13 protein-coding genes and 1 pseudogene are annotated in these 13,234 nt (G+C 68.1%); 5 read left to right on the top strand and 9 right to left on the bottom strand.

Going from position 1 to position 13,234, the window contains the following annotated elements:
• Positions 1–537, bottom strand: a pseudogene (locus tag AC1DY5_RS20310) (Tol-Pal system beta propeller repeat protein TolB); the annotation flags it as partial.
• A gap of 233 nt (positions 538–770) precedes the next feature.
• On the opposite strand from AC1DY5_RS20310, the gene msbA reads away from it, so the two are divergent.
• Positions 771–2,534, top strand: coding sequence for a lipid A export permease/ATP-binding protein MsbA (gene msbA / locus AC1DY5_RS20305; RefSeq protein ID WP_478114216.1), 1,764 nt, complete (start codon positions 771–773; stop codon positions 2,532–2,534).
• Positions 2,535–2,547: 13 nt separating this feature from the next.
• Here the strand turns inward: msbA and rng are convergent, their stop codons facing one another.
• Genes rng through AC1DY5_RS20265 form a run of 8 tightly spaced genes read right to left on the bottom strand, consistent with a single transcriptional unit; the run spans position 2,548 to position 9,413 of the window.
• Positions 2,548–4,074, bottom strand: a complete 1,527-nt coding sequence (rng, locus tag AC1DY5_RS20300; RefSeq protein ID WP_478114214.1) for a ribonuclease G — start codon at positions 4,072–4,074, stop codon at positions 2,548–2,550.
• A 6-nt stretch (positions 4,075–4,080) separates the two neighbouring features.
• Positions 4,081–4,692, bottom strand: a complete 612-nt coding sequence (locus AC1DY5_RS20295; RefSeq protein WP_478114212.1) for a Maf family protein — start codon at positions 4,690–4,692, stop codon at positions 4,081–4,083.
• A complete protein-coding gene (rlmH, locus tag AC1DY5_RS20290) occupies positions 4,689–5,156 on the bottom strand; it encodes a 23S rRNA (pseudouridine(1915)-N(3))-methyltransferase RlmH (RefSeq protein ID WP_478114210.1) in 468 nt (155 codons plus the stop codon). Before rlmH ends, AC1DY5_RS20295 begins: the two co-directional genes overlap by 4 nt.
• Positions 5,153–5,821, bottom strand: a complete 669-nt coding sequence (gene rsfS, locus AC1DY5_RS20285; RefSeq protein ID WP_478114208.1) for a ribosome silencing factor — start codon at positions 5,819–5,821, stop codon at positions 5,153–5,155. The genes rlmH and rsfS overlap by 4 nt, the downstream gene beginning before the upstream one ends.
• Entirely contained in the window at positions 5,821–6,441 is a 621-nt protein-coding gene (gene nadD / locus AC1DY5_RS20280) for a nicotinate (nicotinamide) nucleotide adenylyltransferase (protein WP_478114206.1), read from the bottom strand. The genes rsfS and nadD overlap by 1 nt, the downstream gene beginning before the upstream one ends.
• Complete coding sequence (gene hemF, locus AC1DY5_RS20275; protein ID WP_478114204.1) at positions 6,432–7,367, bottom strand: oxygen-dependent coproporphyrinogen oxidase; 936 nt, start codon at positions 7,365–7,367, stop codon at positions 6,432–6,434. The genes nadD and hemF overlap by 10 nt, the downstream gene beginning before the upstream one ends.
• Positions 7,367–8,662, bottom strand: coding sequence for a phosphoribosylamine--glycine ligase (gene purD / locus AC1DY5_RS20270; RefSeq protein WP_478114202.1), 1,296 nt, complete (start codon positions 8,660–8,662; stop codon positions 7,367–7,369). The genes hemF and purD overlap by 1 nt, the downstream gene beginning before the upstream one ends.
• A gap of 25 nt (positions 8,663–8,687) precedes the next feature.
• Positions 8,688–9,413 carry a YebC/PmpR family DNA-binding transcriptional regulator gene (locus tag AC1DY5_RS20265; RefSeq protein WP_478114200.1) on the bottom strand — a complete coding sequence of 242 codons (726 nt, stop codon included), beginning with the start codon at positions 9,411–9,413 and terminating at the stop codon, positions 8,688–8,690.
• Positions 9,414–9,571: 158 nt separating this feature from the next.
• Here AC1DY5_RS20265 and AC1DY5_RS20260 point away from each other — a divergent pair, with 158 nt between their 5' ends.
• The 4 genes from AC1DY5_RS20260 to AC1DY5_RS20245 form a co-directional block, all read left to right on the top strand.
• Positions 9,572–10,930 (top strand): NAD(P)/FAD-dependent oxidoreductase, encoded by a 1,359-nt coding sequence (locus AC1DY5_RS20260; RefSeq protein WP_478114198.1) that lies wholly within the window; start codon positions 9,572–9,574, stop codon positions 10,928–10,930.
• The gene (locus AC1DY5_RS20255) at positions 10,927–11,958 is read left to right on the top strand and encodes a chorismate transformation FkbO/Hyg5 family protein (RefSeq protein ID WP_478114196.1); all 1,032 of its coding nucleotides are present in this window, start codon (positions 10,927–10,929) and stop codon (positions 11,956–11,958) included. The genes AC1DY5_RS20260 and AC1DY5_RS20255 overlap by 4 nt, the downstream gene beginning before the upstream one ends.
• A 15-nt stretch (positions 11,959–11,973) precedes the next feature.
• Positions 11,974–12,771 (top strand): lysophospholipid acyltransferase family protein, encoded by a 798-nt coding sequence (locus tag AC1DY5_RS20250; protein ID WP_478114194.1) that lies wholly within the window; start codon positions 11,974–11,976, stop codon positions 12,769–12,771.
• Positions 12,738–13,234 (top strand): glycosyltransferase family 2 protein (locus AC1DY5_RS20245; RefSeq protein ID WP_478114192.1); only part of this gene is annotated, 497 nt, incomplete at its 3' end. The genes AC1DY5_RS20250 and AC1DY5_RS20245, both read left to right, overlap by 34 nt.

The raw sequence follows: 13,234 nt of genomic DNA, 5'->3' as shown, positions 1-13,234 counted from the left end.
AATGATCGGCTCCGGACTGGCCAGCGCCGCCTGCGCGTTCTCGCCGTCGGCGTCGGCCACCCACAGCGTGTAGCGCGTGCCGCCCTTGGTGACGTAGGCGATGCGTGTCGAGAAGATGCCCTTCTCGCCGGTGAGCTTCTCGTAGATGTAGTCGGCGATGCGGTGCGACGCCAATCGCAGATCGCCCTGCGGGACCGTGTAGCTCTGGCCGCCGAGGTCTTGACCGCGAACGACATCCCAGAGGCGGAAGCGGACGTCGAAGCGGCCGTCGGCCAGCCGGGTCACGCTGCCGACCGCGAGCGAATCGGCGGTGCGCTGGCGCCAGAAGCTGAGGTCGGGTCGCGAGCTTTCATCGAGCGCCTGGCCCGAGGCGTCGACGCCCCGGAACTGCCCGCTGCGCTCGAGGTCGGCCAGCACGATCGCAGAGATCTTCTGCGGCGAGGAGTCTTCGCCCCGGAACGGAGCGATCGCGATCGGTAGCTGCGTCACGCCAACACCCGACACCTCGACCCGGAACTGGGCCAGCGCGGGAATCATGGGGGAGGCAGCGAGGGCCGCAATCAAGGTGCGGCGACCGAAGAACGATGAAGAAGGGGTTGGGGGAAAGTCTTGCAACGGCTTTTTCATGCAGTTCGGAGAGGTTTCCGAGGATTAAGTTTCTTGTCTCGGATAAAACACCCTACATAGTACATCCTGCGATGGCCCTGCCGTCACAAAACGTGTATGAGCCGGCCCGGTCCTACAAGATGCGCACCGTAGAATGCGCCGCCATGCAGCCCTCCCCCGCCGCCGAATCGGTGCGCCCCCCTTTGACGCGACGACTCGCGCGCCTGATGACCTGGTTCGGTGGCTCGCGCCGCTGGTGGGGCCTCGGATTCTTCACCGCCCTGATTGCCGCGCTGACCGAGCCGCTGATGCCGGCGCTGGTCAAGCCCTTGCTCGATCGCGGCTTCACGCGCGGTCAACTCGCGCTCTGGATCGTGCCCGTTGCCATGATCTCACTGTTCGCGGTGCGCGGCTTCGCGCAATTCGTGTCGCAATACGCGCTCGCCCGGATCGCCAACGAAGGCATGCAGCGGCTGCGCCGCATGCTGTTCCAGAAGCTGCTGGCCGCGGAACTCGCTCTCTTCTCGCGGCAGTCGGCAAGTGCGCTGTCGAACACGGTGGTCTACGAGGTGCAGACCGGCGGCATGCTGCTGGTGCAGGCCCTGCTGGGCCTGTCGCGCGACGGCTTGACCCTGATCGCGCTCCTGTTCTACCTGCTCTACCTGAACTGGAAGCTCACGCTGATCGTCGGCCTGCTGGTGCCGGGCGTGGCCTGGATCATGAAGGTGCTGTCCAAGCGCCTTTATCACCTGACGCGGCTCGGTCAGCTCGCCACCGACGAGCTGGCCTACGTGGTCGAGGAGAACGTGCTGGCGCACCGCATGGTCCGGCTGCACAACGCCGAGACCAGCCAGACCGACCGCTTCGAGCGCCTGAGCCACAGCCTGAACCGGCTGGCGGTGAAGTCGACCATCGCGTCGGCGGCCATGACGCCGCTGACCCAGCTGCTGGCCGCGGTCGCGCTGTCGATCGTGGTGGTGATCGCGCTCTGGCAGAGCAACGAGCAGGGCCTGACGGTGGGCGGCTTCGTGGCCTACATCGCGGCCATGCTGATGCTGATCGCGCCGATCCGCCGGCTGGCCGACATGGCGAACCCGATCACCCGCGGGCTGGCGGCGCTGGAGCGCGGGCTCGAACTGGTCGACAGCGTCGGCTCCGAGCCGCAGGGCCGCTTCGAATCGGCCCGTGCCGAAGGCCGCATCGAACTGCGTGGCGTGCGGGTCAACTACCGCGGCGACGACGAGGCGCGGGCGCTCGATGGCGTCGACTTCTCGATCGCGCCCGGCGAGGTGGTGGCCTTCGTCGGTCCTTCGGGATCAGGCAAGACCACGCTGGTCAACCTGCTGCCGCGCTTCGTGCTGCCGAGCGCAGGCCAGGTGCTGCTCGATGGACAGGACATTGCCGGCTGGCAGCTCAAGAGCCTGCGTTCCCAGTTCGCGATGGTGAGCCAGGACGTGGTGATGCTCAACGACACGCTGGCCGCCAACGTGGCGCTCGGTGCCGCAATCGACCGCCAGCGCGTGAACGAATGCGTGGCGGCCGCCAACCTCACGGTGCACGTCAACAGCCTGCCGCAGGGCATCGACACCGTGCTGGGCCACAACGCGACACAGCTGTCGGGAGGCCAGCGGCAGCGGCTCGCGATCGCCCGGGCGCTCTACAAGAACGCACCGATCCTGCTGCTCGACGAGGCCACCTCGGCGCTCGACACCGAAAGCGAACGGCTGGTGCAAGAAGCGCTGAACCGGCTGATGCAGGGCCGCACGACGCTGATCGTCGCCCATCGACTGTCGACCATCCAGCATGCCGACCGCATCGTGGTGATGGACCACGGCCGGGTGGCCGAACACGGCAGCCACGCGCAGCTGATGGCGCTCGACGGGCTCTATGCGCGGCTGCAGCGGCACGCCGTCCGCGGCACGATCTAGCGGCTACAGCGAGCTACAGCAAGACGATGTCGTACTGGCCTTGCCCCATCGCGGGCTCGGCCTGCAGCGAGATCGGCTTGCCGATGAAGTCGCTCAGGCCCGCCAAGTGCTGGCTCTCCTCGTCGAGGAACAGCTCGATCACCTGCGGCGACGAGACGATGCGGAACTCGCGCGGCGTGAACTGCCGCGCCTCGCGCAGGATCTCGCGCAGCACGTCGTAAGCCACGCTGCGCGCGGTCTTGACGATGCCCTGCCCGTTGCAGGCCAGGCAGGGCTCGCACAGCATGTGGGCCAACGATTCGCGGGTGCGCTTGCGCGTCATCTCGACCAGGCCCAGTTGCGAGAAGCCGCCGGCGGTGGTCTTCACGCGGTCGCGCGCGAGCTGCTTGCGGAACTCGGCCAGCACCTGCTCGCGGTGGTCGTCGCGCGCCATGTCGATGAAGTCGACGATGATGATGCCGCCCAGGTTGCGCAGCCGCAGTTGCCGTGCAATCGCCTGCGCCGCCTCGAGGTTGGTCTTGAAAATGGTGTCGTCGAAGTTGCGCGCACCGACGAAGCCGCCGGTGTTGACGTCGACGGTGGTCAGCGCCTCGGTCTGGTCGACCACCAGGTAGCCGCCCGACTTCAGGTCGACCCGGCGGCMCAGCGCCTTGGCGATCTCCTCGTCGATCGAGTAGAGATCGAAGATCGGCCGCTCGCCCTTGTAGAGTTGCAGCTTGCCTGCCGCCTGCGGCATGAACTCGAGGCCGAACTTGAGCAGCGAATCGAACTGCTCGCGCGAATCGATGCGGATGGTCTGCGTGTCCTCGCTGGTCATGTCGCGCAGCACGCGCTGCAGCAGGCTCAAGTCCTGATGCAGCAGCGACATCGGCGGCATGCGCGCCGACAGCTCGCGGATGCGGGTCCAGGTCTTGCGCAGGTAGGCGATGTCCTCGGCCAGCTCGGCATCGCTCGAATCCTCGCCGTTGGTGCGCAAGATGAAGCCGCCGGTGTTGACCGGCACCACGCCGCCGCTGTCGGCCGCCGCGGCGGCCTCGATCAGCGCCTGCATGCGGCCGCGCAAGGCGTCGCGCAGGTCGGGCGGGATCTTCTGCGAGACGCCGATGTGGTTGTCCTGCGGCAGGAAGACCAGCAGCCGGCCGGCTATGCTGATCTGGGTCGACAGCCGCGCGCCCTTGGTGCCGATCGGATCCTTGATGACCTGCACCAGGAGCGACTGGCCCTCGAACACCTGCTTCTCGATCGGCACCATGGCGCCGCCGTTGCGGTGGTCGCGCTCGGGCGCCTGGGTGCTCGACCGCGAGCCCGGTGTGAACGGCGCCACGATGTCGGCCACGTGCAGGAAAGCCGTGCGGTCGAGGCCGATGTCGATGAAGGCCGACTGCATGCCCGGCAGCACGCGGGACACCTTGCCCAGGTAGACGTTGCCGACCAGCCCGCGCTCCAGCGTGCGCTCCAGGTGGAGCTCCTGCACGGCGCCATGCTCGACCAGCGCGACGCGGGTCTCTTGCGGGGACCAGTTGATCAGGATGTCTTGCATGTTGTTCTAGATCTCGAAGCCGGCCTGCCGCAGCAACGCCGCAGTCTCGAACATCGGGAGCCCCATGATGCCCGAATGCGAGCCGCTGATGTGTTCGATGAAAGCCGCGGCACGGCCCTGGATGGCATAGGCGCCGGCTTTTCCCAGGGCTTCGCCGCCGGCGACATAGGCAGCGATCTGCGCCGGGCCGATCGCCGCGAAGCGGACGTGCGAAACGTTCAGCGCAGCCAGCCGCCGGTCGCCATGCTGCAATGCGATCGCGGTCATCACGCGATGCGTGCGGCCCGCCAGCAGCGCGAGCATGCGCTCAGCATCGGCGCCATCCTCCGGCTTGCCGAGGATCGTGCGGCCGATCGCCACGGTGGTGTCGGCACACAGGATCGGGGCCGCCGGCGGACCGCGCCGCTCGCGCCGCAGGACGGCGGCATCGAGCTTCAGGGCCGTGACGCGCTGCACGTAGGCGGTGGGCGATTCGCCGCGCTGCACGGCCTCGAGCGACTCCGCGTCTTCGTCGGCAGTGGCCAGCAGCAGCTCATGCGACACGCCGAGTTGCCCGAGCAGTTGGGCGCGGCGCGGACTCTGCGATGCCAGATAGATGAACTTGGGATCGGCGCTCATTCGCGGTGGTACGGATGGCCGGCATTGACCGACCAGGCGCGGTACAGCTGCTCGACGAGCAGCACGCGCGCCATCGCATGCGGCAGGGTCAGGTCGGACAGTCGGATGCGCTCGTGCGCAGCGGCCTTGAACGCGGGATCGAGCCCGTCGGGCCCGCCGATCACCAGCGCGACGTCGTCGCCCTCGCCTTGCCAGGCCTGCAGGCGCGCCGCCAGAGCCTTGGTGGTCAGCGCCGTGCCGCGCTCGTCGAGGACGACGATGCGCATGCCCTTGGCGATTGCCGACTCGATGCGCTCTCGCTCGGCCGCATACAGGGTCTCGAGGGTCTTGGAGCCGCGCGGCTCGGTCTTGACCGCGCGCAGTTCGAGCTTGAGTTCGGGCGGAAAGCGCTTGGCGTAGTCGTCCCAGGCGGTCTGCGCCCAGTCGGGCATGCGCTGCCCGACCGCGACCACCAGCAGCTTCATGCCCTTGTCGAGGTCGTCTTGCGTGCGGCCTTCTTCGCTGCGGGCGCGGCCTTCTTGGCGGCCGCCTTCTTGGCCGGCGCCTTATTGACCACCACGGTCTTCACCGGCGTCTTGGCCCCGGCGGTCTTGCGCGCCGCGGTCTTCCTGGCCGCAGGCTTCTGCTTCTCGAGCTTGGCGGCCTGCTCGGCGGAACGGATCGCGGTCTTGGCGGCACTCGAGCGGCGCAGCGAGGTCGGGGCCTTCTTGGTCGCAGGCGCCTTCTCTTCGCTGGCCTGGACGGCGGCCATCGGCTTGGCGGCGCCGAGTTTGGTGCGCACCGGCTTGTCGCCCCAGATCTCCTCGAGATGGTAGTAGCGGCGGATCGCCGGCTGCATGATGTGTGCGACCGCCGCGCCGCAGTCCACGATGATCCACTCGCCGTTGGCTTCGCCCTCGACCCGCGGCTTGTTGAAGCCGGCATCGCGCACCGCATCCCGCACGCTGGAGGCCAGCGCCTTGGTCTGGCGGTTGGAGGTGCCCGAGGCGACGATCACGCGCTCGAACAGGGGCGAGAGATGCTCGGTATCGAAAACCTGGATGTCCTGCGCCTTGACGTCCTCGAGCCCGTCGACGATGGCCCTCTGGAGTTTCTGGATGTCTTTTTTTGCGGCGGCTTCAGTGGTCATCAGGCGGGTCGGTAGAGGTGGTGTCTGTCAATATAGCGTGCAACCGCCGCCGGAACCAGACCACGGAGGTCCTCGCCACGCGCAGCGCGYGCCCGGATATCGGTCGCGCTGGTGTCCATCGGCTGGATTTGGAGTTGCTCGAATCGCGCGCCGGACGGCAGGGGTGCCAGCATTCCGGGATCGAATGGGCCGGAGGGGCCCGTGGCTGTTGCGCGATTTGCTACCGAAATTATAGCGGTCGCGAGAATCGCCTCGAAACCGTGCCAGCGCGGCAGCGAAAGCGCCTGATCGGCTCCGACGATCAGCACCAGTTGAGCCCCGGGTAACTCCTGCTGCAGTTCCCGCAGCGTGTCCAGCGTGTAGGTCGGGCCGGGGCGCAGGATCTCGCGGGCATCGACCACTGCGCCCGGGATGCCGTCGAAAGCCAGCCGCGCCATGGCGAGACGGTCATCGGCGGAACTCAGCGCGCGTTCCTTGTGCCACGCGTGCCCGGTCGGAAAGATGCGCAGCTCGGCCAGGTCCCCTTGCGCGAGCGCCGCCTGCACCAAGGCCACATGCGCGTCGTGCGGCGGATCGAAGGCCCCGCCGAAGACACCGACGCGCGGTGGGTTCAGAGCCATTCGCGCCGGATGATGAAGTCGCTGTACAGCGACGCTTCGGGGCTGCCCGGCTCGGGCTCGCGGCGATAGGCCCAGCTGGCCAGAGGCGGCATCGACAGCAGGATCGATTCGGTGCGTCCACCCGACTGCAGGCCGAAATGCGTGCCGCGGTCCCAGACCAGGTTGAACTCGACGTAGCGGCCGCGCCGGTAGAGCTGGAAGGCGCGCTCGCGCTCGCCGTACGGCATGTCGCGACGCCGCTCGACGATCGGCTGGTAGGCCGGCAGGAAGGCGTCGCCGACCGCGCGTAGCAGCGCGAAGCTCTGTTCGAAGCCGCCCTCGGAAAAGTCGTCGAAGAAGATGCCGCCGACACCGCGCTGCTCGTTGCGATGCTTCAGCGTGAAGTAGTCGTCGCACCAGGTCTTGAAGCGCKGGTACTTGTCGTCGCCGAAAGGCGCCAGCGCATCGCGGCAGCCGCGGTGGAAATGCACCGCGTCTTCCTCGAAGCCGTAGCACGGCGTCAGGTCCATGCCGCCRCCRAACCAGCAGACCGTCGCGGCATCCTTCGGCAGCGCGGCCAGCATGCGGACGTTCATGTGGACGATCGGCACGTAGGGATTGCGCGGATGGAAGACCAGCGACACGCCCATCGCCTCGAATGGTGCGCCGGCGAGTTCGGGCCGGTGCTGGGTCGCCGAGGGCGGCAGGCGCGGCCCGCGCACCTGCGAGAAACCGCAGCCGGCGCGCTCGAACAGCGCGCCGCCCTCGAGGATGCAGGTCAGTCCACTGCCCTGCAGCGGCTCGCCGGGTTCCTTCTGCCAGGGGTCGCGAACGCAACGGCCGCCATCGGCCGCCTCGATCGCGTCGACGATGCGCTGCTGCAGGCCGCGCAGATAGGCCGCCACTGTTTCCGGACGGCCCTCACCGGTGTCTGCGCTGCCTTGCATCAAGCCTGGGGACCGCGTGCGTGGACCGCGCGGTGCCCGATGTCCTTGCGATACTGGGCACCGTCGAACTGGATGCGCGCCGCCACCGCGTAGGCGCGCTGCTGCGCCTGCTTGACGCTGTCGGCCAGCACCGTGACGCACAGCACCCGGCCGCCGCTGGTGGTGAGCTCGCCGCCGTCGAGCACCGTGCCCGCATGGAACACCACGGCGTCGGGCGCCTCGGGCGGAATGCCGCTGATGCGGTCGCCCTTGCGCGGCGCCAACGGATAGCCGTGCGCGGCCATCACGATGCCGAGCGCCACACGGCGGTCCCACTCGAGATCGACCTGGTCGAGCGTGCCGTCGGTCGCGTGCCAGAAAACCTCGAACAGGTCGGACTTGAGCCGCAGCATGATCGGCTGCGTTTCGGGGTCGCCCATGCGGCAGTTGAATTCGAGCGTCTTGGGATGACCCTTGGCGTCGATCATGAGTCCGGCGTAGAGGAAGCCGGTGTAGGGAATGCCATCCTTCTCCATGCCGCGGATGGTCGGCAGGATGATTTCGCGCATCGCCCGGGCATGCACCTCGGCCGTGACCACCGGTGCCGGCGAGTACGCGCCCATACCGCCGGTGTTGGGGCCCTCGTCGCCATCGAGCAGGCGCTTGTGGTCCTGGCTGGTGGCCAGCGCCGTGACGTTCTTGCCGTCGCACAGCACGATGAAGCTGGCCTCCTCGCCCAGCAGGAACTCCTCGATCACGACCCGCGCGCCGCCTTCGTTGTGCGAGACGCCGAACTTGTTGTCGAGCAGCATGAAGTCGATCGCCTCGTGCGCCTCGGCCAGCGTGGTGGCGACCACCACGCCCTTGCCAGCCGCCAGGCCGTCGGCCTTGACCACGATCGGCGCGCCCTTGGCGTCGACATAGGCATGCGCTGCCGCGGCGTCGGTGAAGGCCTCGTACTCGGCGGTCGGAATCGCGTGCCGCTTCATGAAGGCCTTCGAGAAGGCCTTGGAGCTTTCGAGCTGCGCCGCGGCCTGGGTCGGCCCGAAGATGCGCAGGCCATGGGCGCGGAACTCGTCGACCACGCCAGCCGCCAGCGGCGCCTCGGGTCCGACCACGGCCAAGCCGATCTTTTCCTTCTGGGCCCAGGCCCGCAGTTCGGCTGGCGCCGTGAGGTTCACGCATTCGTAGCGCGTATCGGAGCGCGTGCCGCCGTTGCCCGGCGCCACGTAGACCCGGCTGACGCGGTCGGACTGCGCCAGTCGCCACGCCAGTGCGTGCTCTCGGCCGCCGCCCCCAATCACCAGTACCTTCATTCGCGGGCTTTCGTTCGCCGGGCCGTCAATCGGACAGCGCGGCGTTGTGATAGACATCCTGCACGTCGTCCAGGTCTTCCAGGACATCGAGCAGCTTCTGCATGCGAGCGGCTTCCTCGCCCGCAAGTTCGATGGTGTTCTCGGCCCGCATCGTGACCTCGGCCACCTCGGGCTTGAGGCCCGCGGCCTCGAGCGCGTTCTTGACGGCCTCGAAATCACCGACCGCGGTCAGCACCTCGATCGCGCCGTCGTCGTCGGTGACGACGTCCTCGGCACCGGCCTCGAGCGCCACTTCCATGACCTTGTCCTCGCTGGTGCCGGGCCCGAAGACGAACTGGCCGCAATGCTTGAACTGGAAGGCCACCGAGCCTTCGGTGCCCATGTTGCCGCCATGCTTGGAAAAGGCATGGCGCACCTCGGCGACGGTGCGCACGCGGTTGTCGGTCATGGTGTCGACGATGATCGCGGCGCCGCCGATGCCGTAGCCCTCGTAGCGGATCTCCTCGTAGTTGACGCCTTCGAGGTTGCCGGTGGCCTTGTCGATGTTGCGCTTGATCGTGTCGATCGGCAGGTTGACCGCCTTGGCTTTCTCGACCGCCAGACGCAGCCGCGGATTGGCGCCCAGGTCGCCGCCGCCGGTGCGCGCGGCGACCATGATTTCACGGATGGCGCGGGTCCAGAGCTTGCCGCGCTTCTCGTCCTGACGGCCCTTCCGGTGCTGAATATTCGCCCATTTGCTGTGTCCGGCCATGGCTCTATCTCTCGCAATATTGTGTTTTCAATCCAAGCAGCGAGTTTACTGTCCGGCGGGCGCAACTGCCGGGTACGTCCGACAGGAGCGCCGATGCCTTTTTGGGATAATCCCCGCTTGATGCGCCCCTTGCGCGAACCATTTCCAAGCCCACGCGCATGAACAATCCCCCGCCGATTCCCGATTCCGCCTTGCCTGCACGGGAGACTTGCGACGTGCTCGTGATCGGCGGCGGCCCGGCCGGCGCCACCGCCGCCGCGCTGCTGGCACGGCAGGGCCGACAGGTCGTGATGCTCGAGAAGGCGCACCATCCGCGCTTCCATATCGGCGAATCGCTGTTGCCGGCCAACGTAGCGCTGTTCGACAAGCTCGGGCTGCGCGACGAGCTCGAGCGCATCGGCATGCCCAAGTGGGGCGTCGAGTTCGTCTCGCCCGACCACGACCACGTGGCCCGGCTCGAGTTCGCCGAGGCCTGGGACAAGTCCATGCCCTATGCCTGGCAGGTGCGGCGCTCCGAGATGGACGAGATCCTGTTCCGCAATGCGGCCGCCCAAGGCGCCCGGACCCTCGAAGGCTGCCGCGTGCGCGAAGTCGCCTTCGATGCCGACGGCGCCGACGTGCAGGCCGTGATGGACGACGGCACCCGGCGCCAGTGGCGCGCGCGCTTCGTCATCGACGCCTCGGGCCGCGACACCTTCCTGTCGAACAAGCTCAAGGCCAAGCAGAAGAACCCGAAGCACAACAGCTCGGCGCTGTTCGGCCATTTCACCAATGCCGAGCGGGCACCGGGCAAGCTCGAAGGCAACATCACGATCTTCTGGTTCCAGCACGGCTGGTTCTGGTACATCCCGCTGCCCGACGGCACGACCAGCGTCGGCGCGGTCTGCTGGCCCTACTACCTGAAGTCACGCAAGAAGCCGCTGAAGGACTTCTTCGCCGACACGCTGGCGATGTGCGAGCCGCTGTCATTGCGCCTGAAGCACGCCACGCTGGTCGACGAGGCGGTCTATGCCACCGGCAACTACTCCTACACCAGCACCCATTGCAGCGGCGAACGCTACCTGATGCTAGGCGACGCCTACGCCTTCATCGACCCGGTGTTCTCGTCGGGCGTGTACCTGGCGATGCACAGCGCCTTCGTCGGTTCCGAAGTGGTCGCCGCGGCGCTCGACCAGCCCGCCCGGGCCGCGGCCGAACGGCGCCGCTTCGAAGCCGAAATGCGCAAGGGGCCGCAGGAGTTCTCCTGGTTCATCTTCCGCGTCACCAACCCGACGATGCGCGAGTTCTTCATGTATCCGTCCAATCCGATGCGCGTCAAGGAGGCGCTGATGTCGCTGCTGGCCGGCGACATCCACGGCCAGACGCCCATCTGGCGATCGCTGCGCGTGCTGAAAGCCATCTACTTCGCGGTCAGCGCCGCTCATCCGCGCCGAACCTGGAACGCCTGGCAGCGGCGACGCCGCAACATCCGCGATCTCGGGCCGCTCGCCGGCGAGAACATCGTCGAGGCCCAATGACCGCACGACTCCCTCTTGGCGCACCGCCGCTGCGCGTGCAGCGCCTCAGCCTAACCGACAGCCTGGCCCTCTCGACCGGCAAAGTCGCCCCTTTCGGGGCGCTGGGCTACGGCACGCCCGATGGCCTGGCCTGGATGCCGACCGTGAACGCGCGCGTGCTGACCGGCGGCGCCGCCATGGCCGATGTCTGGCATGCCGGCGACCACGTCGAGTCGGGCACCACCGGCGTGGTGCGCTGGCGCAGCGACGGCCACTGGACGCTCGGTGCCATCGACCTCAACGAGAGCGTCGAACGCAGCGGTGTCGCCGCGCTGGCCGAACGCGCGTACCGCGATCTCTTCGCCGCGCTCGATGAGACCGGCTGCAGCCATCTGCTGCGGATCTGGAACTATCTGCCGCAGATCAACGGCGATGGCGGCGGCATGGAGCGCTACCGGCAGTTCAATGCCGGCCGGCAGCAGGCCTTCGTCGACGCCGGCCAGGCCGCCTTCGACGGCGCCCCGGCGGCCTGCGCGCTCGGCATCCACCAGGGCGCGCTGAGCATCCGCTTCCTGGCCGGCCATACGGCTCCGCTCGCGGTCGAGAACCCGCGCCAGGTCTCCGCCTATCGCTACCCGCCGGTCTACGGGCCGCGAGCACCGACCTTCTCGCGCGCAGCGCTGGCCGAAATCGGCGGCGGCGATGTGGCACTGTTCATCTCGGGCACGGCCAGCATCGTCGGCCACGAGACCGTGCACGTGGGCGAACTGCTGCCCCAGGTGCAGGAGACGCTGCGCAATCTTGCCGCCGTGATCGCGGCGGCCAACGAGCGCACCAGCGCCGCCTTCGACCTGGCGGCTCTCGACTGCGTGGTCTACGTGCGTCATGCCGCGGACGCCCCCCGGGTTCGGCAGGCTCTCGAAGAGGCGCTGGGCCCGGCAGCGCACACGGTGAGCCATGCGGTCTACCTCGAAGCCGACATCTGCCGCCAGGACCTGTTGGTGGAGATCGAGGCCCATTCGGTCGCGCGCGGCGCATTGCGCGCCTGACGATCCAGGCTTTCCATGAACCGGCTGCTTCGCCTGGGACTCTCGATCCCGTTCGCGCTGCCGCTGTACGCGCTGCTGCTGCTGCTCGGCGCCATTTCGCTGGTGTGGAACCTCCTTGCGATGCTACTGTATCCGCTGCTGCCGGAAGCCACCGGCCGCGCGCTCGGCCGCAGCGTGATCGCCCGCGCCTACCGCCTCTTCTGGGCCGCGGCATCGCTCAGCGGCATGATGCGGATTGAGGCCGACTGCCTCGACGCACTGCGCGCCGAGCGCGGGCTGATCATCGTGGCCAATCATCCGACCATGCTCGATGCCCTGCTGCTGGTGGCGCGCCTGCCGCGCAGCGCCTGCATCATGAAGGCCGACCTGATGCGCAACATCTTCCTGGGCGCGGGCGCCCGACTGGCGCGCTACATCCGCAACGACTCGGCGCGCACGATGGTGCGGCTCGCGGTCGACGACCTCCGCAGCGGGGGCCAGCTGGTGATCTTCCCCGAGGGCACGCGCACCGTGAAGCCGCCGCTCAACAGCTTCAGGCCGGGCGTCACGCTGATCGCCAAGCTGGCGCAGGTTCCGATCCAGACCGTCTTCATCGACACCGATTCGCCGTACCTGGGCAAGGGCTGGCCCCTGTGGCGCATACCGCCGCTGCCGATCGTGTTCCGCCTGAGCCTGGGGCAGCGCTTCGCGCCGTCGCAGGACAGCAACGCGTTGCTGCAGCAGATCGAACTCTATTACCGCCAATCCATGGAACAGCGCGCCCCCGAGGCGCAGCCCGAATGCCAGACGTCTCGCGCACCCACCTTGTCCTGATTCCCAGCTACAACACGGGCGAACGCCTGTTCTCCACGGTCAAGGCGGCACGCGCGCAATGGAACCCGGTGTGGGTGGTGGTGGACGGCAGCACCGACGGCACCGGCGAGCGCCTGCAGCGGATGGCCACTGAAGACCCCGGCCTGCGCGTCTGGCTTCTGCCGCACAACCAGGGCAAGGGCGCGGCGGTGCTGCATGGCCTGCGCGAGGCCCAGCGTGCCGGCTACACCCACGCGTTGACGATGGACTCCGACGGCCAGCATCCGCCGGACCTGATCCCGGCCTTCATGCAGGCGTCGCAGGCGCGGCCCGAGACGATGGTGCTCGGGCGTCCGGTCTTCGATGCGAGCGCGCCCTTGCTGCGCGTGCGCGGCCGGCGCGTTTCCAATGGCTGGGCCCAGCTCGAGACGCTGTTCGCGGGCATCGGCGATTCGCTCTACGGTTTTCGCGTGTACCCGGTGGC

This window comes from Variovorax sp. P4_D9 (genome assembly GCF_056401695.1).
This window is presented reverse-complemented; position numbering and strand designations above follow the sequence as displayed.

Excerpts from the sequence above, each read along its gene's own strand:
- msbA (WP_478114216.1), top strand. The coding sequence starts at position 771 with ATGCAGCCCTCCCCCGCCGCCGAATCGGTGCGCCCCCCTTTGACGCGA.
- AC1DY5_RS20295 (WP_478114212.1), bottom strand. The coding sequence starts at position 4,692 with ATGAGCGCCGATCCCAAGTTCATCTATCTGGCATCGCAGAGTCCGCGC.
- rlmH (WP_478114210.1), bottom strand. The coding sequence starts at position 5,156 with ATGAAGCTGCTGGTGGTCGCGGTCGGGCAGCGCATGCCCGACTGGGCG.
- rsfS (WP_478114208.1), bottom strand. The coding sequence starts at position 5,821 with ATGACCACTGAAGCCGCCGCAAAAAAAGACATCCAGAAACTCCAGAGG.
- purD (WP_478114202.1), bottom strand. The coding sequence starts at position 8,662 with ATGAAGGTACTGGTGATTGGGGGCGGCGGCCGAGAGCACGCACTGGCG.
- AC1DY5_RS20265 (WP_478114200.1), bottom strand. The coding sequence starts at position 9,413 with ATGGCCGGACACAGCAAATGGGCGAATATTCAGCACCGGAAGGGCCGT.
- AC1DY5_RS20260 (WP_478114198.1), top strand. The coding sequence starts at position 9,572 with ATGAACAATCCCCCGCCGATTCCCGATTCCGCCTTGCCTGCACGGGAG.
- AC1DY5_RS20255 (WP_478114196.1), top strand. The coding sequence starts at position 10,927 with ATGACCGCACGACTCCCTCTTGGCGCACCGCCGCTGCGCGTGCAGCGC.
- AC1DY5_RS20250 (WP_478114194.1), top strand. The coding sequence starts at position 11,974 with ATGAACCGGCTGCTTCGCCTGGGACTCTCGATCCCGTTCGCGCTGCCG.